The organism is Bacillus sp. K2I17, from assembly GCF_002209985.1.
In the GTDB taxonomy this organism is placed as follows: Bacteria; Bacillota; Bacilli; order Bacillales; family Bacillaceae_G; genus Bacillus_A; species Bacillus_A wiedmannii.
The window spans coordinates 105,675-130,552 of the sequence record NZ_NJGF01000001.1 but is presented as its reverse complement, the minus strand read 5'-3'; the positions used below and the strand labels follow the sequence as shown (position 1 = coordinate 130,552).

At 37.4% G+C, this 24,878-nt stretch carries 23 protein-coding genes, 1 pseudogene and 1 other annotated feature; of the genes and pseudogenes, 20 read left to right on the top strand and 4 right to left on the bottom strand.

Annotated elements, in window-relative coordinates; all coding sequences use genetic code 11:
* Positions 1-3: 3 nt before the first annotated feature.
* The 17 genes from CER22_RS00685 to pyrE all read left to right on the top strand — a co-directional run bounded on the left by CER22_RS00685 (position 4) and on the right by pyrE (position 18,580).
* The gene (locus CER22_RS00685; protein WP_000259082.1) at positions 4-267 is read left to right on the top strand and encodes a YggT family protein; all 264 of its coding nucleotides are present in this window, start codon (positions 4-6) and stop codon (positions 265-267) included.
* 15 nt (positions 268-282) lie between these two features.
* Complete coding sequence (locus CER22_RS00680) at positions 283-1,050, top strand: YlmH family RNA-binding protein (protein ID WP_000029706.1); 768 nt, start codon at positions 283-285, stop codon at positions 1,048-1,050.
* 89 nt (positions 1,051-1,139) lie between these two features.
* Positions 1,140-1,646 carry a septum site-determining protein DivIVA gene (gene divIVA / locus CER22_RS00675; protein WP_001131609.1) on the top strand — a complete coding sequence of 169 codons (507 nt, stop codon included), beginning with the start codon at positions 1,140-1,142 and terminating at the stop codon, positions 1,644-1,646.
* A gap of 51 nt (positions 1,647-1,697) precedes the next feature.
* Positions 1,698-1,922, top strand: a binding site (T-box leader).
* A gap of 71 nt (positions 1,923-1,993) precedes the next feature.
* Positions 1,994-4,759, top strand: a complete 2,766-nt coding sequence (ileS2, locus tag CER22_RS00670; protein ID WP_088608071.1) for an isoleucine--tRNA ligase — start codon at positions 1,994-1,996, stop codon at positions 4,757-4,759.
* A 157-nt stretch (positions 4,760-4,916) separates the two neighbouring features.
* Positions 4,917-5,246, top strand: a complete 330-nt coding sequence (locus CER22_RS00665; protein WP_001004658.1) for a hypothetical protein — start codon at positions 4,917-4,919, stop codon at positions 5,244-5,246.
* 124 nt (positions 5,247-5,370) lie between these two features.
* On the top strand, positions 5,371-5,829 hold the full coding sequence (gene lspA, locus CER22_RS00660) for a lipoprotein signal peptidase LspA (RefSeq protein WP_000642186.1): 459 nt from the start codon (positions 5,371-5,373) through the stop codon (positions 5,827-5,829).
* 4 nt (positions 5,830-5,833) lie between these two features.
* Positions 5,834-6,742 (top strand): RluA family pseudouridine synthase, encoded by a 909-nt coding sequence (locus tag CER22_RS00655; RefSeq protein ID WP_000005846.1) that lies wholly within the window; start codon positions 5,834-5,836, stop codon positions 6,740-6,742.
* A gap of 203 nt (positions 6,743-6,945) precedes the next feature.
* Positions 6,946-7,488 (top strand): bifunctional pyrimidine operon transcriptional regulator/uracil phosphoribosyltransferase, encoded by a 543-nt coding sequence (gene pyrR / locus CER22_RS00650; protein ID WP_001156490.1) that lies wholly within the window; start codon positions 6,946-6,948, stop codon positions 7,486-7,488.
* A 146-nt stretch (positions 7,489-7,634) separates the two neighbouring features.
* Positions 7,635-8,918, top strand: coding sequence for a uracil permease (gene uraA, locus CER22_RS00645; protein WP_000435919.1), 1,284 nt, complete (start codon positions 7,635-7,637; stop codon positions 8,916-8,918).
* A 148-nt stretch (positions 8,919-9,066) separates the two neighbouring features.
* Complete coding sequence (pyrB, locus tag CER22_RS00640; protein ID WP_048546070.1) at positions 9,067-9,981, top strand: aspartate carbamoyltransferase; 915 nt, start codon at positions 9,067-9,069, stop codon at positions 9,979-9,981.
* On the top strand, positions 9,965-11,251 hold the full coding sequence (pyrC, locus tag CER22_RS00635; RefSeq protein ID WP_088608070.1) for a dihydroorotase: 1,287 nt from the start codon (positions 9,965-9,967) through the stop codon (positions 11,249-11,251). The genes pyrB and pyrC overlap by 17 nt, the downstream gene beginning before the upstream one ends.
* Positions 11,248-12,345, top strand: a complete 1,098-nt coding sequence (locus tag CER22_RS00630; protein ID WP_000828668.1) for a carbamoyl phosphate synthase small subunit — start codon at positions 11,248-11,250, stop codon at positions 12,343-12,345. Before pyrC ends, CER22_RS00630 begins: the two co-directional genes overlap by 4 nt.
* Positions 12,330-15,548, top strand: a complete 3,219-nt coding sequence (carB, locus tag CER22_RS00625) for a carbamoyl-phosphate synthase large subunit (protein ID WP_046957415.1) — start codon at positions 12,330-12,332, stop codon at positions 15,546-15,548. The genes CER22_RS00630 and carB overlap by 16 nt, the downstream gene beginning before the upstream one ends.
* Entirely contained in the window at positions 15,545-16,324 is a 780-nt protein-coding gene (gene pyrK / locus CER22_RS00620) for a dihydroorotate oxidase B electron transfer subunit (protein WP_000983346.1), read from the top strand. Before carB ends, pyrK begins: the two co-directional genes overlap by 4 nt.
* On the top strand, positions 16,321-17,250 hold the full coding sequence (gene pyrD / locus CER22_RS00615; protein ID WP_001081053.1) for a dihydroorotate oxidase B catalytic subunit: 930 nt from the start codon (positions 16,321-16,323) through the stop codon (positions 17,248-17,250). The genes pyrK and pyrD overlap by 4 nt, the downstream gene beginning before the upstream one ends.
* Complete coding sequence (pyrF, locus tag CER22_RS00610; RefSeq protein WP_088608069.1) at positions 17,235-17,951, top strand: orotidine-5'-phosphate decarboxylase; 717 nt, start codon at positions 17,235-17,237, stop codon at positions 17,949-17,951. The genes pyrD and pyrF overlap by 16 nt, the downstream gene beginning before the upstream one ends.
* A complete protein-coding gene (pyrE, locus tag CER22_RS00605) occupies positions 17,948-18,580 on the top strand; it encodes an orotate phosphoribosyltransferase (protein WP_088608068.1) in 633 nt (210 codons plus the stop codon). Before pyrF ends, pyrE begins: the two co-directional genes overlap by 4 nt.
* A gap of 38 nt (positions 18,581-18,618) precedes the next feature.
* Here pyrE and CER22_RS00600 read toward each other — a convergent pair whose 3' ends face one another.
* From CER22_RS00600 to CER22_RS00590, 3 genes are all read right to left on the bottom strand, one after another.
* Positions 18,619-19,296: an HAD family hydrolase gene (locus CER22_RS00600; protein ID WP_088608067.1), complete on the bottom strand. Its 678-nt coding sequence runs from the start codon at positions 19,294-19,296 to the stop codon at positions 18,619-18,621.
* 22 nt (positions 19,297-19,318) lie between these two features.
* A complete protein-coding gene (locus tag CER22_RS00595) occupies positions 19,319-19,573 on the bottom strand; it encodes a YbeF family protein (protein WP_001003934.1) in 255 nt (84 codons plus the stop codon).
* Positions 19,574-19,740: 167 nt separating this feature from the next.
* Positions 19,741-21,126: a hypothetical protein gene (locus CER22_RS00590; protein ID WP_064474986.1), complete on the bottom strand. Its 1,386-nt coding sequence runs from the start codon at positions 21,124-21,126 to the stop codon at positions 19,741-19,743.
* Between the two features lie 100 nt (positions 21,127-21,226).
* Here CER22_RS00590 and CER22_RS00585 point away from each other — a divergent pair, with 100 nt between their 5' ends.
* Positions 21,227-21,658 carry a YoqO family protein gene (locus CER22_RS00585; protein WP_142293413.1) on the top strand — a complete coding sequence of 144 codons (432 nt, stop codon included), beginning with the start codon at positions 21,227-21,229 and terminating at the stop codon, positions 21,656-21,658.
* Positions 21,659-21,673: 15 nt separating this feature from the next.
* Positions 21,674-22,010: pseudogene (locus CER22_RS00580) on the top strand (YoqO family protein).
* Between the two features lie 42 nt (positions 22,011-22,052).
* On the opposite strand, the gene CER22_RS00575 reads toward CER22_RS00580, so the two are convergent.
* A complete protein-coding gene (locus tag CER22_RS00575; protein ID WP_088064298.1) occupies positions 22,053-23,123 on the bottom strand; it encodes a M24 family metallopeptidase in 1,071 nt (356 codons plus the stop codon).
* A 543-nt stretch (positions 23,124-23,666) separates the two neighbouring features.
* On the opposite strand from CER22_RS00575, the gene CER22_RS00570 reads away from it, so the two are divergent.
* On the top strand, positions 23,667-24,830 hold the full coding sequence (locus CER22_RS00570; protein WP_088608066.1) for a lysozyme inhibitor LprI family protein: 1,164 nt from the start codon (positions 23,667-23,669) through the stop codon (positions 24,828-24,830).
* Positions 24,831-24,878 lie beyond the last annotated feature (48 nt).

Below are 24,878 nucleotides of genomic sequence, written 5' to 3'. Positions count from 1 at the left end.
GCCATGGTAACAGTTTTAAACGTTTTAATTACTGCTATCGAGATCTACTCGTGGGCACTTATTATTTACATTCTTCTATCATGGTTCCCTGGTGCAAAGGAATCAACTTTTGGAGAAATTCTTGCGCGTATTTGTGAACCGTATTTAGAACCATTTCGCAGATTTATTCCGCCGCTTGGTATGATTGATATCTCTCCACTCGTTGCGATTTTCACGTTAAAGCTTGCTACGAATGGTTTAATAAGTATATTCAACTATTTCTTATAGTAAGAGGTTAAATACATGAGCATCTATGAACATTTCAGACCCGATGAAGAGGTCTTTGTGGATAAGGTGTTAGAGTGGAAGCGAGCAGCGGAGTACCATCAAGTGAAGTTAACAGACTTCCTTGATCCAAGACAACAACAAATTGTCACTATGGTAATAGGACAAGGGGATGTTGCTGTACAGTTTGATGGTGCAACGCCTCATGCAGAGCGTAAGAGAGCACTCATTTATCCGGACTATCTAGTAGTAAATGAAGAGGAATTTCAAGTAGAAGTATTGGAAATTGACTATCCTTCCAAGTTTTATACGCTAGAACATAGGCAAATATTAGGTACATTTATGTCTCTTGGTCTAACGAGAGAAAAATGTGGTGATATTTTGCTTCAAGAAGATCGTGCCCAAATTGTAGTCGCGAAAGAAGTTGTATCTTATATTGAGATGAACTTACAATCTATAGGGAAAGTGAAAGTCTCCTTATCACCAGTGCAAGGAGAAAAAATTCTACAGATGCAAGAAACGTGGGGAGAGAAATCTGGAACGGTTTCTTCACTTCGTTTAGATGTTATGTTAGCTGAAATGTTACATATATCCAGACAAAAAGTACAACCTTTCATAAAAAATGGTTTAGTAAAAGTTAATTGGAAAACAGTGGAGCAAACTTCTTATGAATGTTATCCAGGAGATGTTTTTTCAGTGAGAGGATATGGACGAAGTAAATTGTTTTCTGTAGAAGGTAGAACAAAGCGCGACAAATGGAGAATTTTGTATGGTATACTAAAATGATTGGTTTTTTAGAAGGAAATCCTCCTATTTTGTCGAAGAAAAGATATAATTGAAATAGGAAATTTAGATAACTACTTGGAGGTGGCGTTGTGCCGTTAACACCATTAGATATTCATAACAAAGAATTTGGTCGCGGATTCCGTGGCTATGATGAAGATCAAGTAAATGAGTTTCTTGATCAAATTATCAAAGATTATGAATTAGTCATTCGTGAGAAAAAAGCTCTAGAAGAAAAAGTTGCGCAATTAGAAGGGAAGTTAGATCATTTCTCTAATATTGAAGATACGTTAAACAAATCTATCATCGTTGCACAAGAAGCAGCGGAAGAAGTAAAACGTAATGCGCAAAAAGAAGCAAAATTAATCGTACGTGAAGCTGAAAAGAATGCAGACCGTATTATTAACGAAGCGTTAGTAAAATCAAGAAAAGTTGCCTTTGATATTGAAGAGCTAAAGAAACAAGCGAAAGTATTCCGCACTCGTTTCCGTATGTTATTAGAAACACAGCTTGAAATGTTAAACAACGATGATTGGGATAAACTAATTGAGTTAGAAGACGAAGTAGATGAACTGTTGAAAAAAGAAGAAACAGTGTAAGCTTGACGTTTTTCTCATTATTACATATAATTTTAAACAACATATTTATTAAGAAAAACGAAGATAGGGATAAGTACCTTTTTCATACCTTATATAGCGAACTGAGGATGGTGTAAGCTCAGGATAAGGAGATAATGGGAATATCACCCTGGAGTTCCGCGCTGAACAAATAGAGTAAGCGTAGGCGTATATTCGCGTTAAGAATATAAAGAGGATTGTATACATACGTATAGGATCTACTAGGGTGGTACCGCGGGAGACTTTCTCGTCCCTTTTTGGGATGAGAAGGTCTCTTTTTTATTCCGTTTTTTAAGTGTTTCTTTTATACATGTAAGGAGGAATTGAGCATGGAGTACAAAAATACATTACTAATGCCAAAAACAGAGTTCCCAATGCGTGGGAATTTACCAAAACGTGAGCCTGCAATGCAAGAACAGTGGGCTGAAATGAATATTTATGAAAAGGTACAAGAACATACAAAAGGTCGTCCTTTATTTGTACTGCATGATGGACCTCCATATGCGAATGGTGACATTCATATGGGACATGCATTAAATAAAGTGTTAAAAGACTTTATTGTTCGTTATAAATCAATGACTGGTTACTGCGCACCATATGTACCGGGTTGGGATACACACGGTTTACCAATTGAGCAAGCTTTAACAAATAAAGGTGTAAAGCGTAAAGAAATGACAGTTGCTGAGTTCCGTAAGTTATGTGCAGAGTATGCATATGAACAAGTAGAACGTCAACGTGAACAATTTAAGCGTTTAGGTGTACGTGCAGATTGGGATAACCCATATATTACTTTAGAGCCGGCTTATGAAGCGCAACAAATTAAAGTGTTCGGTGATATGGCGAAAAAAGGTTATATCTATAAAGGGCAGAAACCAGTTTACTGGTCTCCAACGAGTGAATCAGCTTTAGCAGAAGCTGAAATTGAATACCAAGATAAAAAATCAGCATCTATTTACGTAGCATTCCCTGTAAAAGACGGAAAGAACGTATTAGAAGGTGATGAGAAATTCATTATCTGGACAACAACACCTTGGACGTTACCTGCAAACTTAGGTATTTCTGTTCACCCAGAACTTGAATACGCTATTATAAAAGTAAATGCTGAAAAATATATTATTGCTTCTGAACTATTTGAGACAGTTGCAAAAACGTTAGAGTGGGAAAATGCTGAAGTTGTGAAAACGGTAAAAGGTAGCGAACTTGAGTATACAGTTGCAAAACATCCATTCTACGATCGTGATTCATTAGTTATGCTAGGAGATCACGTAACAACAGATGCAGGTACAGGTTGTGTTCATACAGCACCAGGACACGGGGAAGATGACTTCGTTGTTGGTAAAAAGTATGGATTAGAAGTACTTTGCCCAGTTGATGATAAAGGTGTATTAACAAATGAAGCACCTGGATTTGAAGGCTTATTCTATGATAAAGCTAACAAGCCAATTACAGAAAAATTAGAAGAAGTAGGCGCGTTACTGAAGCTAACATTCATTACGCATTCATACCCACATGATTGGAGAACGAAAAAACCAATTATTTTCCGTGCGACAGCACAGTGGTTTGCATCTATTGAAGCGTTCCGTAAAGAATTATTAGAAGCTGTTGCGGAAACAAAATGGGTACCAGCATGGGGAGAAACTCGTCTTCATAATATGGTTCGTGACCGTGGTGACTGGTGTATTTCTCGTCAGCGTGCATGGGGTGTGCCAATCCCTGTATTCTATGCAGAGAATGGTGATCCAATTATTACAGATGAAACAATTAACCATGTAGCAGATTTATTCCGTGAGCACGGTTCTAACGTATGGTTTGAGCGTGAAGCGAAAGATCTATTACCAGAAGGATTTACACATACAGGTAGCCCAAATGGTGAATTCCGTAAAGAAACAGACATCATGGATGTATGGTTCGATTCAGGTTCTTCTCACCAAGCAGTATTAGAAGAGCGCGAAGACTTACAACGTCCAGCTGATTTATATTTAGAAGGATCTGACCAGTATCGTGGTTGGTTTAACTCTTCATTATCAACAGCAGTTGCTGTAACAGGTAAAGCTCCATATAAAGGCGTACTAAGCCATGGTTTCGTATTAGATGGTGAAGGTCGTAAAATGAGTAAGTCGATTGGAAACATCGTCGTACCGAAGAAAATTATGGATCAATTAGGTGGAGATATTTTACGCTTATGGGTATCTTCTGTTGACTATCAATCTGATGTACGTATTTCAGATGATATTTTAAAACAAGTAGCAGAAGTGTATCGTAAAATCCGTAACACATTCCGTTTCTTATTAGGAAACTTAGATGACTTTAAGCCAAGTGAAAATACAGTAGCTGTAGCTGAACTTCGTGAAGTAGATCGTTACATGTTAGTGAAATTAAATGACTTAATTACAAAAGTAAAAGAAGCATATGAAACATACGACTTCGCTGCTGTGTATCATGCAATTCATAACTTCTGTACAATTGATTTAAGTTCATTCTACTTAGACTTTGCAAAAGACATTTTATACATTGAAGGTGCAAACCATGAAGATCGTCGTGCAATTCAAACTGTATTATATGATGTTCTTGTTGCATTGACGAAACTTGTAACACCAATCTTACCGCATACAGCTGATGAAGTATGGCCATACATTCCGGGTGTAACAGAAGAAAGTGTACAATTAACTAATATGCCAGAAGCTGTACAATTAGATGGTGCGGAAGCATTAAAAACAAAATGGGATGCATTTATGACGCTGCGTGATGACGTATTAAAAGCGTTAGAAGTAGCTCGTAATGAGAAAGTAATCGGTAAGTCATTAAATGCAAGTATTACGCTATATCCGACTGTAGAAATGAAAACTATGTTAGAGTCTATTAGCGAAGACTTAAAGCAATTATTCATCGTTTCTGAGTATAAACTTGGTGGTATGATGGAAGAAGCGCCAGCAGATGCGCCGAAGTATGAGCATACAGCGGTTGTTGTTGCTCAAGCAACTGGTGAAACATGTGAACGTTGTTGGGTAGTTTCAGAAACAATTGGTAAAGACGCTGAACATGAAACGTTATGTGAGCGTTGTGCAACAGTTGTTAAAGAAAACTATGTAAAATAATAAAAAAACTGACTGTGCGTAAGTACAGTCAGTTTTTTTGTTGATGATATATTAAAATAACTTTCACTCTCTTTCCTATGAAGGAAAAATGTGTGTGAGGTAAGCATAGAAATTTCGGACACACTAATCGTACATTGCAGCTGGGAGGAATGTACACGTGAATGAAATGTATATGGAAATCAAAGAAGAATTGCAATTGATGCGAAAAGAGTTACAAGAGAGGCTAGCTAAAGAGGTCATGCACAAATATGATACAGAGTTTAGCGAAGAGCTTGGATATGAAATTAAGGAAGAGATAAAGAAAAAACTCCTATTACATGATATAAAAGAGGACTTAAAAGATGTAGAACGTGCATTATTTAAAATGGAAATAGATATGTATGGTATTTGTGAAGAAACGGGGAGAGCCATTTCGGTAAAACAAATGAAGACGATGCCGACTGCCCGTACCATTCATGAATTTTTCTATGAAAAAGTAAATGTATGAATGCGCACAACGATATTATATTACCTTTTTTTAATTTATTTTATTCTTCTATAAAGGTTCATTGTGAAAAGGTTGCAGCTATGCTAAAATTTTGAGGTACACTGTCTTTGTGGGGGAAATGAAAATGATATATTATGTAATAGCGTTATTTGTCATTGCCATCGATCAAATATCGAAATGGCTAATTGTAAAGAACATGGAATTGGGTACGAGCATTCCGATTATCGATAATGTATTATACATAACATCACATCGAAATAGAGGAGCTGCCTGGGGGATTTTAGAAAATAAAATGTGGTTTTTCTACATTATTACAGTCGTTTTTGTAGTATTTATCGTAATTTATATGCAAAAATATGCGAAAACAGACAAACTTCTAGGGATTTCATTAGGTCTAATATTAGGCGGAGCAATTGGTAATTTCATTGATCGTGTATTTAGACAAGAAGTAGTGGATTTCATTCACGTGTATATTTTCTCGTACAACTATCCAGTATTCAATATAGCTGATTCAGCATTATGTATTGGTGTTGTATTAATTATTATTCAAACATTATTAGAAGGCAAGAAAACGAAGGAGTAATTGAATGAGTGAAGTAGTACAAGTAACAGTTGCAGAAGAACAAAAAAGTGAGCGAATTGATAAATTCGTTGCAGAAATAAACAGTGAATGGTCACGTTCACAAGTACAACAATGGATTAAAGATGATGTCGTTACAGTTAATGGAAAATCGGTAAAAGTGAATTATAAAGTTAAAGAAAACGATGAAATTACAGTAACGATTCCTGATCCAGAAGAGTTAGATATCCAAGCAGAAGATATGGGCTTAGAAATTTATTATGAAGATGCAGATGTACTCGTTGTAAATAAGCCACGTGGTATGGTTGTACATCCAGCTCCAGGGCATACAAGCGGTACGCTTGTAAACGGACTTATGCACCATTGTACAGACCTGTCAGGTATTAACGGTGTAATGCGTCCTGGTATTGTGCATCGTATTGATAAAGATACATCTGGACTATTAATGGTTGCTAAAAATGATGTGGCGCATGAGTCACTTGTAAATCAACTTGTAGCAAAAACAGTAACAAGACGTTACAAAGCGATTGTACACGGTGTGATTCCGCATGATAAAGGAACGATCGATGCGCCAATTGGTCGCGATAAGAAAGAACGTCAAAGCATGACAGTTGATGAAAATGGTAAGAATGCTGTTACACACTTCCAGGTGTTAGAACGCTTTAAAGATTTTACACTTGTAGAATGTCGCTTAGAAACGGGACGTACGCACCAAATTCGTGTTCATATGAAATATATTGGCTATCCACTTGCAGGAGATCCGAAGTATGGTCCGAAGAAAACATTAGACATGAATGGACAAGCACTTCACGCAGGTATTTTAGGGTTTGACCATCCTCGTACTGGTGAATATATTCAGTTTGAGGCACCGATTCCAGAAGTGTTTGAAGACGCATTAAATATTTTACGGAAATAGTATTGACAAATCATAAGAAAACTGAGATACTGACAACAGTTAAATAATGATCCTTTAACACAGCCCCGTGAGGTTGAGAAGGTAACGGTTTGAAATATATAGGGTATGCTGTACCCTTTTTTCAAAAGTCCTCTCGCACACGCTGAGAGGACTTTTTTTATACCATTACTCTCACGCAAGAAAAAAGCTTGGAGGTGTAGAGCATGCAAGAGAAAGCTGTCGTTTTAGATGACCAAATGATTCGCCGCGCTTTAACACGAATTAGTCATGAAATCGTGGAACGAAATAAAGGTGTCGATAATTGTGTTCTTGTCGGAATTAAAACTCGTGGAATTTTTATTGCACAACGTTTGGCAGAACGAATTGGTCAAATTGAAGGAAAAGAAATGGAAGTTGGAGAGCTAGATATTACGTTATATCGTGATGATCTAACACTACAATCGAAAAATGAAGAACCACTTGTAAAAGGTTCTGATATCCCTGTAGATATTACGAAGAAAAAAGTTATCCTTGTGGATGATGTATTATATACAGGAAGAACAGTTCGAGCAGCAATGGATGCTCTTATGGATTTAGGTAGACCATCACAAATCCAACTGGCGGTTCTTGTTGATAGAGGTCATCGTGAACTACCAATTCGCGCTGATTATGTAGGAAAGAACATTCCAACATCAAGTGAAGAGCGTATCGAAGTTGATTTGCAAGAGACAGATCAACAAGATCGAGTAAGCATATACGATAAGTAAAGCCCTTTTAAATGTAGTCCTGTGAGGCTGCCAAAGGGTCTTGGCTTTCATATGTCAAATTTGGCATACGAAAGTGTAGGACTCTTTGTGCACAGGCACAAAGAGTTTTTTTATTGCAAAGATTTAAACTGAAGGAGGATGTAACAATGGAACAAAAGCCAGTGTTAGACGTTAATGAAGTACCGAAACCGGGAAAATGGTTATTTTTAAGTATACAACATTTGTTCGCGATGTTTGGATCAACAGTGCTTGTTCCGTTTTTAACAGGATTGAATCCGTCAGTAGCATTAATATCAAGTGGATTAGGAACGCTAGCGTTTCTTCTTATAACGAAAGGTCAAGTACCTGCCTATCTAGGATCATCATTCGCCTTTATCGCACCGATTATAACAGCGAAAACAGCAGGTGGACCTGGAGCAGCAATGCTTGGTGGTTTGTTTGCAGGACTTGTGTACATCTTAATCTCACTCGGAATTAAGAAGTCAGGATCAGAGTGGATTATGAAATTACTTCCGCCAATCGTAGTTGGTCCAGTCGTAATGGTAATCGGTCTAGCTTTAGCACATACAGCAGTTAACATGGCGATGAACGGTGCGGATGGCAAATATAGCTTTACACACTTTTCAGTAGCATTAGTAACATTAGCAATTACAATTATCTGCTCTATATTCGGAAGAGGGTTTTTCAGTATCATACCAGTGTTACTGGGCATTATCGGCGGATATATCTTTGCTTACTTCCAAGGGCTAGTAAACTTAAAGCCGGTAGCTGAGGCAAAATGGTTTGTTGTACCAGATTTCACAGTACCATTTGTAACATATACTCCGGAGTTTTCGTGGAAGATTGTACTCTTGATGGTACCAGTAGCATTAGTAACAATTTCAGAACATATCGGACATCAAATTGTACTAGGAAATGTTATTAAAAGAGATTTAATTGAAAAACCAGGTTTACATCGCTCAATCTTCGGTGATGGAATAGCAACATTGATTGCATCACTAATAGGTGGACCACCGAATACAACGTATGGTGAAAACATCGGTGTGTTAGCAATTACGAGAGCATACAGTGTATACTTATTCATCGGCTCAGCAGTGTTTGCAATCATGTTCGGATTTATCGGTAAGATTTCTGCACTGATTCATTCGATCCCAACACCAGTTATGGGTGGTGTATCAATCTTACTATTCGGTGTAATTGCATCAAGCGGATTACGCATGATGGTAGATGATAAAACAGACCTAAGTGACAAACGAAACTTAATGATTGCATCAGTAATACTAGTAATCGGTATTGGTGGAGCGGTACTCCACGTAGGAGAATCGTTCCAAGTAGAAGGAATGGCACTAGCAGCAATTGTGGGTGTACTATTAAATCTACTACTACCAGAAACGAAACAAATAAAACAATCTAAGCAGATTGCTTCATAATAATAACCTTTTAATTCAGTCCTGTGAGACTGGAAAGGGTGGCTTCTTCCTTGCACCCTAGTCTCAAATGACTAGGGTATTTTTATACAAAAGTTGTTATAAAAATACAAAAGTGGTAACATAAAAATCAGAAAGATGAGGGATGACGATGAGCCATTTGTTAACGATGAGTGAATTATCGGAAGTAGAAATTTCAGAAATCCTAAAAGACGCAGAAGATTTCGCGAATGGAAAAGAGAGCAAAACGACAGAGCAAACTTTTGTTGCGAACTTGTTCTTTGAGAATAGTACGAGAACGAGATTTAGCTTTGAAGTTGCTGAGAAGAGATTAGGACTTGAAGTTTTAAACTTTTCAGCGGATGCATCAAGCGTACAAAAAGGAGAAACTTTATACGATACGATAAGAACACTGGAATCAATCGGAACAAAAGCGGTGATCGTCCGCCATGAGCAAGATCGCTACTTCGATGAACTAAAAGAACAGGTAAATATCCCAATCTTAAACGCTGGAGATGGATGTGGAAACCATCCAACGCAGTGCCTACTCGATCTTCTTACAATTAAACAAGAGTTTGGAAGATTTGAAGGATTAAAGATTGCGATAGTAGGAGATATTCGTCATAGCCGAGTAGCACGTTCTAATGCAGAAGCATTAACGAAACTGGGTGCAACAATTTACTTTGCAAGTCCAGAAGAGTGGAAAGATGAAGACAGCACGTTTGGAACATACAAACCATTAGATGAACTTGTTCCAGAAGTGGATGTAATGATGTTACTTCGTGTACAACATGAGCGTCATGATCATTATGAAACAGACATTATGAAAGAGTATCATGAGAAACACGGATTAACAGTGGAAAGAGAAAAGCGTATGAAAGAAGGAAGCATTATTATGCATCCAGCTCCTGTAAACCGTGATGTTGAAATTGCAAGTGAACTTGTTGAGTGTGAGCGTTCACGCATATTTAAACAAATGGAAAATGGAGTTTACGTAAGAATGGCTGTACTAAAACGCGCCTTACCAAATGTATTAGGAGGAATGAAACATGAATTACTTGTTTAAAAATGGTCGTTATATGAATGAAGAAGGAAAAATCGTAGCAACAGATCTTCTCGTACAAGACGGTAAAATCGCTAAGGTAGCAGAAAATATTACGGCAGATAATGCTGAAGTAATCGATGTGAACGGAAAGTTAATCGCACCTGGATTAGTAGATGTACACGTACACCTTCGTGAACCAGGTGGTGAACATAAAGAAACAATTGAAACAGGTACACTAGCAGCGGCAAAAGGTGGATTCACTACAATTTGTGCAATGCCAAATACACGCCCAGTACCAGATTGCAGAGAACATATGGAAGACTTGCAAAATCGTATTAAAGAAAAAGCGCATGTCAACGTACTACCATACGGAGCAATTACAGTACGCCAAGCTGGTTCTGAAATGACAGATTTCGAAACATTAAAAGAACTTGGAGCATTTGCTTTCACTGATGACGGTGTAGGCGTACAAGATGCTAGCATGATGTTAGCTGCTATGAAGCGTGCAGCGAAATTAAATATGGCAGTAGTTGCGCATTGTGAAGAGAATACTCTTATTAATAAAGGTTGTGTACATGAAGGGAAGTTTTCTGAGAAACACGGATTAAACGGTATCCCATCAGTATGTGAATCTGTACATATTGCAAGGGATATACTGCTTGCTGAAGCGGCAGATTGTCACTATCACGTATGTCACGTAAGTACGAAAGGTTCTGTACGCGTAATTCGAGATGCGAAACGCGCTGGAATTAAAGTAACAGCAGAAGTAACACCTCATCACTTAGTGTTATGTGAAGATGATATCCCATCAGCTGATCCTAACTTTAAAATGAACCCGCCGCTTCGTGGAAAAGAAGATCACGCAGCACTAATTGAAGGTTTATTAGATGGAACAATTGATATGATCGCAACTGATCATGCACCGCATACAGCGGAAGAGAAAGCGCAAGGAATTGAAAGAGCACCATTCGGAATTACTGGTTTTGAAACAGCATTCCCACTTCTATACACAAACCTTGTGAAAAAAGGAATTATTACATTAGAGCAGTTAATTCAATTCTTAACAGAAAAACCAGCTGATACATTCGGCTTAGAAGCAGGTCGCCTGAAAGAAGGTAGAACAGCTGATATTACAATCATTGATTTAGAACAAGAAGAAGAGATTGACCCAACAACATTCTTATCAAAAGGAAAAAATACACCATTCGCAGGTTGGAAATGCCAAGGATGGCCGGTAATGACAATCGTTAGTGGTAAGATCGCATGGCAAAAGGAGAGTGCATTAGTATGAAAAGACAACTTATCTTAGAAGATGGAACAGTATTAATTGGAAAAGGTTTCGGAGGAGAAATCGAAAAGTCAGGTGAGGTTGTATTTACAACAGGAATGACTGGATATCAAGAAACATTATCTGATCCATCATATTGCGGTCAAATCGTAACATTCACGTACCCATTAATCGGAAACTACGGCATCAACCGTGACGATTTTGAATCAATTCACCCATCTGTAAATGGTTTAATCGTAAACGAAATTTGTGATCATCCATCAAACTTCCGTAATGAAATTTCGTTAAATGATTACTTAAAAGAAAGAAATATCCCAGGGTTAGCAGGAATTGATACAAGAAAATTAACGAGAAAAATTCGTCAATACGGTACATTACGTGGACGTCTATGTAACATGGATGCAGATGTGGAATACATCGTGAGCCAATTAAAAGCGACAGTATTTACAGATCACGTGAAACGCGTATCAACGAAAGATCCATACCCAAGCCCAGGCCGTGGACACCGAGTTGTACTTGTAGACTTCGGAATGAAACATGGTATTTTACGAGAATTAAATAAACGTGACTGTGATGTAATTGTAGTACCTTACAATACAACAGCAGAAGAAATTTTACGTCTTAGCCCAGATGGAATTATGTTAAGTAACGGACCTGGAGATCCAAAAGATGTACCAGAAGCAATTGAAATGTTAAAAGACATTATCGGTAAAGTTCCTTTATTCGGAATTTGCTTAGGACATCAACTATTCGCTCTAGCATCTGGTGCGAATACAAGTAAGTTAAAATTCGGTCACCGTGGTTTAAACCATCCGGTAAAACATCTTGCAACTGGAAAAGTAGCAATTACATCTCAAAATCATGGTTACGCAGTAGAAGAAGAATCAGTTAAAAATACAGAACTTGAAATTACACATGTTGCTTTAAATGATGGAACAGTAGAAGGTCTTCGTCATACGAAGTTCCCAGCATTTACAGTACAATACCATCCAGAAGCTTCTGCAGGACCAGAAGATGCAAACGATTTGTTCGAAGATTTCTTAGCAATGATTGAAAACTTCAAGAAAGAAGGGGAAGAGTTATGCCAAAACGCCTAGACATTAACACAATTTTAGTAATCGGATCAGGACCAATTGTAATTGGGCAAGCAGCAGAGTTTGACTACTCTGGTACACAAGCTTGTCAATCTCTTAGAGAAGAAGGTTACAAAGTAATCCTTGTTAACTCTAACCCAGCAACAATTATGACAGATACTGCAACGGCAGATAAAGTATATATAGAACCATTAACACTAGAATTCGTAAGCCGTATCATTCGTAAAGAACGTCCAGATGCAATCTTACCAACATTAGGTGGTCAAACAGGCCTGAATATGGCTGTTGAACTTGCGAAATCAGGCATACTTGAAGAGTGCGGAGTTGAAATTTTAGGAACAAAATTATCAGCAATCGAGCAAGCGGAGGATCGTGATTTATTCCGTACCTTAATGCAGGAATTAAATGAACCAATTCCATCTAGTACCATTATTCATACGCTAGAAGAAGCACATGAATTTGTAAAAGAAATTGGATATCCAGTTATTGTTCGCCCAGCATTTACAATGGGGGGAACAGGTGGCGGAATCTGTAGTAATGAAGAAGAACTAATTGAAATCGTATCAGGTGGATTAAAACATAGTCCGGTAACACAATGTTTATTAGAAAAGAGCATTGCTGGTTGTAAGGAAATTGAATATGAAGTAATGCGTGATTCAAATGATAACGCGATTGTAGTATGTAACATGGAAAATATCGATCCAGTTGGGGTTCACACAGGTGATTCTATCGTTGTAGCACCGAGCCAAACATTAAGTGACCGTGAATATCAAATGTTACGAAACACTTCATTACGAATTATTCGTGCATTAGGAATTGAAGGTGGATGTAACGTTCAGCTTGCACTTGATCCACATAGCTTCCAATATTATGTAATCGAAGTAAACCCGCGTGTAAGTCGTTCATCTGCACTAGCATCTAAAGCAACTGGATATCCAATTGCGAAGCTAGCGGCAAAAATTGCAGTCGGTTTAACATTAGATGAAATTATAAATCCAGTAACACAAAAAACATATGCTTGTTTCGAACCAGCATTAGACTATGTTGTTTCAAAAATTCCACGCTGGCCATTTGATAAGTTTGAATCAGCAAACAGAACACTGGGTACACAAATGAAGGCAACTGGTGAAGTTATGTCAATCGGACGTAACTTAGAGCAATCATTATTAAAAGCGATTCGTTCTTTAGAACTTGGTGTTTATCACTTAGAGTTAGAGCATTTAAAAGAGCTTGATAAAGAGACAATGAAAAAACGCATTATAAAAGCTGATGATGAGCGACTGTTTATTGTAGCAGAAGCAATTCGTCAAGGTGTAACGAAAGAAGAAATCAACAATTGGTGTGAAATGGACTTCTTCTTCTTACAAAAAGTTGAAAATATCGTAAACATGGAACGCGAAGTAAAAGCAAATGTAGGAAATATGGAAGTATTACAATCAGCGAAGGAAATGGGCTTCAGTGACCATTACATCGCCAATGCTTGGAACAAAACAGAGCGTGAAATTTACGATATGCGTAAAGAAAGCAACATAACTCCTGTTTATAAAATGGTAGATACTTGTGCGGCAGAGTTTGAATCTGCAACACCATACTACTACAGCACATATGGTGACGAGAATGAATCAGTTAGAACAGATCGTAAGAGTGTAGTAGTTCTAGGATCTGGTCCAATCCGTATCGGTCAAGGTGTTGAGTTTGACTATGCAACAGTTCACTCTGTATGGGCAATTAAAGAAGCGGGATATGAGGCAATCATTGTTAATAACAATCCAGAAACAGTTTCAACAGACTTCAGTATTTCTGACAAATTATACTTTGAACCATTAACAATCGAAGATGTAATGCACATTATCGATTTAGAAAAACCAGAAGGTGTTATCGTCCAATTCGGTGGACAAACGGCAATTAACTTAGCTGCTAAATTAGAGGCTCACGGTGTGAAAATCTTAGGAACATCACTTGAAGATTTAGACCGTGCAGAAGATCGTGATAAGTTTGAAGCAGCTCTAACACAACTTGGTATTCCGCAACCAGTTGGTAAAACAGCAACGACTGTAGAGCAAGCGGTAGCAATCGCTGACAAAATTGGTTACCCAGTATTAGTAAGACCATCTTACGTACTAGGTGGACGCGCGATGGAAATCGTATATCGTCAAGAAGAACTGCTGCACTACATGAAAAATGCGGTTAAAGTTCACGCAGATCACCCAGTATTAATCGATCGTTACATGGTTGGTAAAGAAATTGAAGTAGATGCAATTTCAGACGGTGAGAATGTATTCATTCCAGGTATTATGGAACATATTGAACGCGCTGGAGTTCACTCTGGTGACTCAATCGGAGTATATCCACCGCAAAGCTTATCTGCAAAACTGAAAGAACAAATTATTGAACATACAATTGCACTTGGAAAAGGTTTAAACATTGTTGGATTACTAAACATTCAGTTTGTAGTATTCAAAGATGAAGTGTATGTAATTGAAGTAAATCCACGTGCGAGTCGTACAGTACCATTCTTAAGTAAAATTACAGGCGTACCGATGGCGAATGTTGCAACGAAAGTTATTTTAGGTCAAGATCTTGTAGAACAAGGATATGGAACTGGTTATCACCCAGAAGAGAAAGAAGTGTATGTAAAAGCACCGGTATTCTCATTTGCGAAGCTACGTTCAGTTGATACAACATTAGGACCTGAAATGAAATCAACAGGGGAAGTAATGGGTAAAGACTTAACACTTGAAAAAGCATTATACAAAGGGTTAGTTGCTTCAGGAATTAACATCCCAACGCACGGATCAGTAATCATCACTGTAGCGGATAAAGATAAAGAAGAAGCAATGGAAATTGCAAAACGTTTCCACGAAATCGGCTATAACTTATTAGCAACAGCTGGAACAGCACAATCGTTAGCAGAGCAAAACATTCCAGTGCAAGTTGTAAATAAAATTGATTCTGAAGAATACAACTTACTTGATATTATCCGTCAAGGAAAAGCACAGTTTGTAATCAATACATTAACAAAAGGCAAACAACCAGCGCGTGATGGTTTCCGCATTCGTCGTGAATCAGTAGAAAATGGTGTGGCTTGCTTAACATCACTTGATACAACGAGAGCAATCTTACGAGTACTAGAATCTATGACATTCTCAGCTCATTCAATGAAAGAAATTACGCAAACGAAGCGTCACGAGGTGGTACATGCATGATGCAAAAGCAAAATATGATCGTCGTTAACCAAAAAGAAATCGCAAAAAACATTTACGAATTAGTGCTTCAAGGGGATCTAGTGCAGCAAATGAACGATCCAGGGCAGTTTGTACACATTAAGGTAGCAGAGGGCATTACGCCCCTTCTGCGCCGCCCAATTAGTATTTGTAATGTCGATCAAGACAAGAACGAATTTACAATGCTATATCGTGCGGAAGGACAAGGAACAAAAACATTAGCGAAAAGAAAACAAGGTGAACTTGTAGATGTGTTAGGACCACTTGGACATGGTTTTCCTGTAGAAGAAGCGGAAGCTGGACAAACGGCTCTATTAGTTGGAGGGGGAATTGGTGTACCACCACTATATGAATTGTCACAGCGTCTTGTAGCAAAGGGAGTACGCGTTATTCACATCTTAGGTTTCCAAACGAAAGATGTTGTCTTCTATGAAGAGAAATTCGCAGAGCTTGGTGATACGTATGTTGCAACAGTTGATGGTACGCATGGTACAGAAGGCTTTGTAACAGATGTAATTGATAGCTATGGAATCGACTTTGACATTCTATACTCATGTGGACCTTTAGCGATGCTTCGTGCATTAGAAGGACGCTATAAAGAGAGAAAAGCCTACATTTCATTAGAAGAGCGTATGGGCTGTGGCATTGGAGCATGTTTTGCATGTGTATGCCATTTACAAGCAGATCCGAGTGGACATTCTTACAAGAAGGTGTGTAGCGACGGACCAGTATTTCCAATCGGGGAGGTTGTACTATGAACAGATTGCAAGTTGAATTACCAGGGTTATCATTAAAAAATCCAATCATCCCAGCATCTGGTTGCTTCGGATTTGGTCGTGAGTATGCACAGTTCTATGATTTAAGTGTACTTGGATCAATTATGATTAAAGCGACAACAGAACAGCCTCGTTACGGAAACCCAACGCCTCGTGTTGCGGAAACACCAGGCGGAATGCTAAATGCAATCGGGCTTCAAAATCCTGGATTAGAAAAGGTAATGAATTCTGAATTACCTTTTCTCGAGCAATTTGATCTTCCGATTATTGCGAATGTTGCTGGCTCACAAGCTGAGGATTATGTAGCAGTTGCGAAAGAAATTTCAAAGGCACCTAATGTTCATGCGCTAGAATTAAATATTTCTTGTCCAAACGTAAAAACGGGTGGTATCGCTTTTGGTACGAATCCTGAAATTGCTGCTGATTTAACGAAGCGAGTAAAAGAGGTTTCTGAAGTACCGGTATATGTGAAATTGTCACCGAACGTGGCAAACATTGTGGAGATTGCAAAAGCAATTGAGAATGCGGGTGCGGACGGTTTAACGATGATTAATACATTGCTTGGTATGCGTCTAGATTTAAAAACAGCTAAACCAATTTTAGCAAACCGTACAGGCGGATTATCAGGTCCTGCGATTAAGCCAGTAGCAATTCGTATGGTACATGAAGTAAGCCAAGCGGTTAACATTCCGATTATCGGAATGGGTGGTATTGAAACTGCGGAAGATGTAATTGAATTCTTCTATGCTGGCGCAAGCGCGGTTGCAGTTGGAACAGCGAACTTTATCGATCCGTTCGTATGTCCGACAATTATTGAAGAATTACCAGCATTACTAGATGAATTAGGATTTGATCACATTTCGGAATGTCAAGGAAGGAGCTGGAAGCAAACATGTCACAGTCGTTAATCGTTGCACTAGATTTTCCAGGGAAACAAGATGTAGAACAATTCTTACACCACTTTGAAGGGGAAGAGTTATTTGTCAAAGTGGGTATGGAGTTATTTTACAAAGAAGGCCCTGCGATTATTACGTACTTAAAAGAAAAAGGGCATAAGATCTTCCTAGATTTAAAACTTCATGATATTCCGAATACAGTAAAAAGCGCTATGCGTAGCCTAGCTAGTCTAGATGTTGATATGGTAAATGTTCATGCTGCTGGGGGAAGCAGTATGATGAAAGCTGCGATTGAGGGATTAGAGGAAGGTAAGCAAGAAGGAAAAGAGAGACCGATTTGTATTGCAGTTACACAACTAACAAGCACTTCGGAAGCTATGATGAAAAAAGAGATTGGCATTGAGAAAACGTTAGAAGAAGCGGTTGCTCATTATGCAAAACTAACGAAAGAAAGTGGACTTGATGGTGTTGTTTGTTCAACACTTGAAGTTCCGAAATTACGTGAAGTATGCGGAAATGAATTTGTAACAGTAACACCGGGGATTCGTCTTGCAAGCGATGATGTAAATGACCAGGTGCGCGTAGCAACACCGAAACGTGCGAGGGAACTTGGCTCAAGCTACATCGTAGTTGGACGTAGTATTACAAAAGCGGAAAATCCGCTTGAAGCGTATAAAATAGTAAAACAACAGTGGGAAGGTGTAACAGTATGAAAAAAGAAATCGCATCGCATTTATTAGAAATTGGAGCAGTATTTTTACAACCGAATGATCCATTCACTTGGTCTTCAGGTATGAAATCACCAATTTATTGTGATAATCGTTTAACTTTATCTTATCCAAAAGTACGTCAAGCGATTGCAGCTGGATTAGAAGATTTAATTAAAGAGCACTTCCCAACTGTAGAAGTTATTGCAGGAACAGCAACTGCTGGTATTGCGCACGCTGCATGGGTAAGCGATCGTATGGATTTACCAATGTGCTACGTACGTAGTAAAGCAAAAGGTCACGGTAAAGGGAACCAAATTGAAGGAAAAGCTGAAAAAGGTCAAAAAGTAGTAGTAGTAGAAGACTTAATTTCAACTGGCGGTAGTGCAATTACATGTGTAGAAGCACTTCGCGAAGCTGGATGTGAAGTATTAGGAATCGTATCAATCTTCACATACGAGCTAGAAGCAGGAAAAGAAAAACTAGAAGCAGCTAACGTAGCATCATACTCTTTAAGCGACTACAGTGCATTAACTGAAGTAGCAGCAGAAAAAGGTATGATCGGACAAGCTGAAACGAAAAAATTACAAGAGTGGCGTAAAAATCCAGCTAATGAAGCTTGGATCACAGCGTAACACGAAAAAGACGACCGCGGGGGAACGCGGTCGTCTTTTTATATTATTGTTAAAACTTCATGTAAAGAACAGATAGTAGGAACATCAAACTTGAGTTGCAAGTTATCCCGATTTAACCATATCCCATGCATTCCAGCTGCTGTACTACTAATTGCATCTGTTTCTAATCGATCGCCAATATAATAGCAATCTTTCATTTCAAGATTTGATTGTAATACAGTTCTTTGAAAAATTTTAGGGTCTGGTTTCGATATCCCAATTTCACTAGAAGTAAATATGTATTTGAAATATTGTAGAATGTTTAGAGTAGTTAACTTTTCGACTTGTTGCTCATATTCACCATTACTAATGATACCTAATGAGTGCCCTTTTTCCTGCAAGGTCTGTAATGTATAGTTTACATCTTCAAACGCGGTCCAGTTGTTCTTATATAGTTCTATATATTGATTGAATTTATGCTGAGATTCCTCGGGAGATAAGTTTACTCCATATGCTTTAAATAAATGATACATTCGCATACTTTGTTGTTCTTGAAAAGATAATTCTTTGGATAAAAATTTGTTGAAATATTCTTCTGATAATTCATGCCAGACTTTCGTTGCCTCTAATTCATTGCCTGAAAAAATATTATTATATATTTGAAAAAAATCTATAATACCATTTCTTTCAGCGGCCTCATAATCAAGTAAAGTTCCATCAATATCAAAGAAAACCATATTCCTGTCTCCTTGCTAACAACTATTTAGCATTTTCCGCAACTTCATATCCTCTTACAAACAATAGCGTCATATAAGAAACAATAAATGAGAAAATGCTATACATGCCAACCCAAAAGAAAAATTTTGGAGTAAAGGCGATAACACCTATTATTAAAAAACTAGCAAACGTTACAATCGGCATTACGTAATACGTTTTCGTCTTGCGCGTTCCAATAACAGAAACGATAAAGATAAGTAATGGACAAATTAATAAGACGAAAATCAATTCATTCATAGTTATGTCCCCTTTTCTAATGGAAGTAATCTGTTTCTCGTAAACGTTTTGGAATAAATACTCTCTTAATATAATTTCGCTAACATATACATAACTCCTTTTGAAAGCCAGTAATTCATGATGAATTTTACAATAAAAAAACATAAGCAAGAGAACACTTGCTTATGTTATAGGATAAACATCGCAACGATTGTGGTGACAATTAAGCCAATCACAACCGGTAAAAAATTTCGTCTTGCAAGTTCAAATGGATCCACTTTACAAATGGCAGCGGCAGGAATAAGCGCCCAAGGAATTAAAGTCCCGCCTCCGGTCCAGATTGCAGCAATTTGCCCGAGTGCTGTTAATGTAGCTGTTCCATGCCCAAGTGCTGTTCCGAAAAGATTGGCAATTGAACCAGCAAGTGATATACCGGAAAAACCAGACCCATCTAAGCCTGTTATGACACCAACGATAGTTAATGTTCCCGCCGATACATATTGGTTTAAAGGAACAGTTTGAGATAAGGCGATCCCTAAGTCGTTAATGATTCCATGTGAACCTTTCGGTAAATAGTCTCCGATAATTTTTACAAAACCGCTATCTCCTAAATAAAAGAGTGCAGCAATTGGAATAACTGGGCCGAAAATTTTAAATCCAAATTGGAGCCCTTCTATAAAATAATCGGTCGTTTTATTCAGTCCATTTCCTTTGTAAGCGATGAGGGAAATAATGATAATCATAATAACAGTCGTCCCGCCGATAAGTGCAGTTGCGTCGCTTCCTTGTAGTTTAAATTGAATCATGCAAAGGATATCGATGGCATATACGATCGGAATACAAATAGCGAGCCATTTTTTTGTCCGAGGAGATAATGAAGTGAGCGTTTTAGAAGACTCAGTTGATGGGATAGATTCTTGTATAGATAAGCCTGTATGGAATTCTTTTCGTAAGAAGAAAAATGCGACGGAAGTTGTCACAATACCCATAACGATAACGAGGGGAACACTGGCAGAAACAACGCTGGAAACAGGAAGACCAGCAGCATCCGCTGTTAATTTCGGTGCACCTTGAATAACGAAGTCACCAGATAAGGCGATGCCGTGTCCGAACAAGTTCATAGCAATGGCAACTCCAATTGGTGGAAGGCCGACGCGTACAGCGACGGGTAATAAAATAGCTCCCATTAAAGCGACAGCTGGAGAAGGCCAAAAGAAGAAAGAAATTGTCATCATTAAAAGGCCGATAATCCAGTAGGCGAGGGTAGGGGTACGAATCATCTTTGTAAATGGTGAAATCATCGTATCATTTATGCCAGTATGAACGAGTAGATTGCTCATTGATACGATAATGGAGATGATTAATATAGTTGGTAATAGTTCAGTAATAGCGTAAATGAAACTTTGAAAAATACCGCTAACGGCAAGAGGGATAGAACTTGTAGCGGTTAATGCTAATAAAAAGATAAAAACGATACAAATAATCGTCGTATCTTTCCGGAGAATAAAAAAAGTAATAATAGTGAGTAAACAAAGAATATAGAGAGCATGCAACAGCGTTAATTCAACTCCCATAACATTCACATCCTTTAGGCATTCGTGTAGTTTATTGTATGAAAGCAGTAAAAGTATGTGAGTATAGGAAAAAGAAAAAAGTGAAATTTCATGTACTGTAATGGTAAGAAGTAGAAATGGATGTTACAATACAATTAATCCTAAAAATGGAATTCGAGGAGGGTTTATGCGCAAAAAAATTGGGTTTTGGGGATTCATCCTTTCTTGTAGTCTATTAATCATTTTGAATCTGTTTACAAGTAATGAATGGATCAGTATTATACCTGTTTTCGGGTTTGTATTTATACTTTTATATAACTGGGAAGATATGAAACAATATAGTAAGAAAAGTATCGGAATGATGATAGGTATCATTGTTATTTGCTCATTTTTCGTAGGGTTTATTTTAATAGAAGGGCAGAAGCAAATGGAGAAAATGTCTATTTTTCAAGAATGGATGTCTTCTGCAAAAGGTCTTTATCTTGTAATTGTCGTTGTTGTTTTTCTAAGAATTGTTATAAGCGTAGTAAGTTACATATTAAAGGAGAAGTAGAATGGGGGAGTACGAATGAGAGAGAAAATAGGTTATTATGGTGTGCTCGTTTGTTTACTATTATCAGTTGTTTCAGGGCATATGTATAGGAGTATTGATTTTTGCACCTATGTATCGCTGGAAAGAATGGAAGGCATATAGCCGAAAAAAGAAAATTGTTTTCAGCATCGAGTTTGTCATTGTAATAAGCACGATTCCATTTTTGTTATTGAAAGGAAATGAGATAATAGATGGAATTGTAATGTTTCAAGGCTGGTTATTTATTGCGAAATCGATATATTTAATATGCATTTTAATGTTGGTAGCGGTAGTCGCTAAAAAAGTAAATGAAAAGCTATTCGCTAATGAATAAAAGAAAATGCCACCTTATTCGGTGGCATTTTTTTCTATGATTTCAACAAGGGATAACAATTAGTTCCCGATTTGATTTTGTAATAACTTCATATCCGTCTTTTGTGATGACAATATCATCTTCAATTCTACAACCGCCCCAGTTTGGTATGTAAATACCAGGTTCAACGGTAACAACCATACCTTCTTCTAAAGTAGCCTTACTTTCTTGGGATAGACGAAGAGGTTCATGTATTTCTAATCCAAGCCCATGACCAGTAGAGTGTCCAAAATATTGACCGTATCCATGTTCTGTAATGTAATCCCTCGTTATATCATCGATACTTTTCGCAGTTTCTCCAGGCTTAATTGCTTCAGTCCCACGTTTTAACGCTTCTCGTACAACATTGTATATCTTTTTGAATTCTTCTGATGGTTCTCCGATTGCTACAGTACGAGTTATATCGGAACAATATCCATCGTAAAGTGCACCGAAATCTAATGTAACAACGTCGCCTCGTTCGATTATTTTATTTGATGCAACTCCATGAGGAAGTGAAGAACGAACGCCAGAAGCTACAATGATTTGGAATGAAGAGGATGTAGCTCCTTTTTTTCTCATGAAAAATTCTAACTCATCTCGTACATCATTTTCACTTATTCCTGGTTTTAGAAACGTAAGGATGTGGTGAAATGCTTCGTCAGCAATATTAGCTGCGATTTTCATTGTTTCTATTTCAGGCATGTCTTTAATAATACGAATATTTTCGATGATTTCGCACACTTGAACCATTTCTACATGTACGTATTTTTGTAAGTTTTTATATTGTTGCAATGTCATGTTGTTCTCTTCAATTCCGAGTTTTTGAATGTTTAATTTTGATACTTGATTTGCAATTTCTTTTTCTAAATTTCCTTTATGCATAATAATTTCAGCATCTTTTATTTGTGATTTTGCTTGATCTACATAGCGAAAATCAGTTATAAAAACAGCTTTATCCGCAGAGATTAAGACGACGCCAGCACTACCTGTAAAGCCTGTTGCATATTGGCGATTTTCTTTTTTTGTAATAAGCAATCCGTCAATTTCATAATTTTGTAGTTGATTTTGGATTTTATTAATTTTTAAAGTCATGTTAATTCCCCCTATTCACAGTATTGAATAAAGCAAATAGCGTGCCAAAAAATATTGTTAGAGAAAAGATAACAGAAATTGCATATCTTTTAGGTAGGGAATTTATCCCGCTTTAATGGGCAGTAAGACCCACACCTCAAAATTCAGCGAAAGCAAAGGAGTTAGGTGGGGGATGAAGAAAACCCCCACTGATTAAAGTTTCACTTTATCCCGCTATTTGTGGGTGGTGGGCTGCTCGTGAAATACAGATTATTTCAATTATCAGTGGGAGAATGAGAAAAATATCGATCACAATTTCAGTTTCTTTACAAGGTGTCAAAAAATTTATACAAATTCGAAAGAGCGCTGTCAATTTTTTTGACAATATGGAAGAAAAGGATAAGAGGTTTTTAGTATATATTTTGAAAGTATGTCCTTTGTTTCGTTCTGATATAAAATTTAATATATAAATAAATAACTGTTATTGATATAATAGGTAATTGTTGGATTTCTCTCGGAAATAGGGAAACGTAACGAATATGAAGGAATAAGGATTGTGAGTACATGAAGAAATTAAGTAAAGTAATATCATTTTGCTTGGCTGCTAGTATGCTAGTTGTAACAGGTTGTGAAAAAGGTGAAAACAAAGTTCAAGTAAATGAAACGATTGAACAGCTTGATGAAGCGCCAGAAGTGAAAGAAAAAGAAGCGAAAAAGATTGTAAGAAAGAGTGTAGATGCAATAGCAAATGCATTTAGTGAGATGGAAAAAGAAAATGGATGGAGCCGAAATAATCCTGGAGATTTAGCTACAGCTAAAAAAGGCGTTGAGGGGCTAGTTTCAGATAAGTTTGTGGAGAAGGAGCTTCCAGGATTGCTTGATACATTTAATAGATCAAGGGAAACAGATATGTTACCATTTCCGATTCATATTGAGCCGGACGTGAGGACAACTTATTCACAGAAAAATGATGTCTTAAAGATTGAGACGCTTACTCTTGCAAATGATATGGGTAATGAAGCGGAGATGTGGGAATTTGTCTTAGTGTATACCGATGGAAAATGGTTAATGGATAGATGGTCATCAAATACGTCAGTAGATTTAAAGTTAACTAAAGAAGAAGCTAAAGAACTTCTTAGAGTACAAGGTTTCAAGAATGTCTCTTTCGTTAGAGAAGAGAATAGTGGAAATAAAAAATATATTTTTAAAGAAAGTAACGGAGTAGTTGCTGTCGACGCAAAAAACTCGGTTATTACTCACAATGTAGATGATGAAGAGCAAGAAAAGGTAACGAAAAAAGATTTTGTTCAAGAGCAAGAAACAGTTAAGGGGAATGATTCTAGTACGTCTACTAGTTCAAAAAAAGAAACTTCGTCAGCGGTGGGGAAAACTAAGGTTTTAAATGAGTTAGCAGCTCTAGAAAACCAAGAAAAACATACAAATGTTATGTCAACAAATGACATAGTAAATGAAATAGAAGGAAATTATCAACTGTGGGATAATAAACTAAATGAAATTTACAGCACATTAAAAAATACGATGTCAGCTGATGCGTTTCAGTCGTTGAAAAAGAAACAAGTTGCATGGGTTAAAGAAAAGGAAAGTAAGGTTAAAGCAATTGCTACGGATGAAAATAATGGAACGATGAAATATATTGAAGCAGCAGATGAAAAATACAAGATGACAAAAGAAAGATGTTATGAATTAGTGAATGGGTATATGAACTAGTGTGAACGAATGTAAAAAATGCGTTGCTTATAAGCAACGCATTTTTTA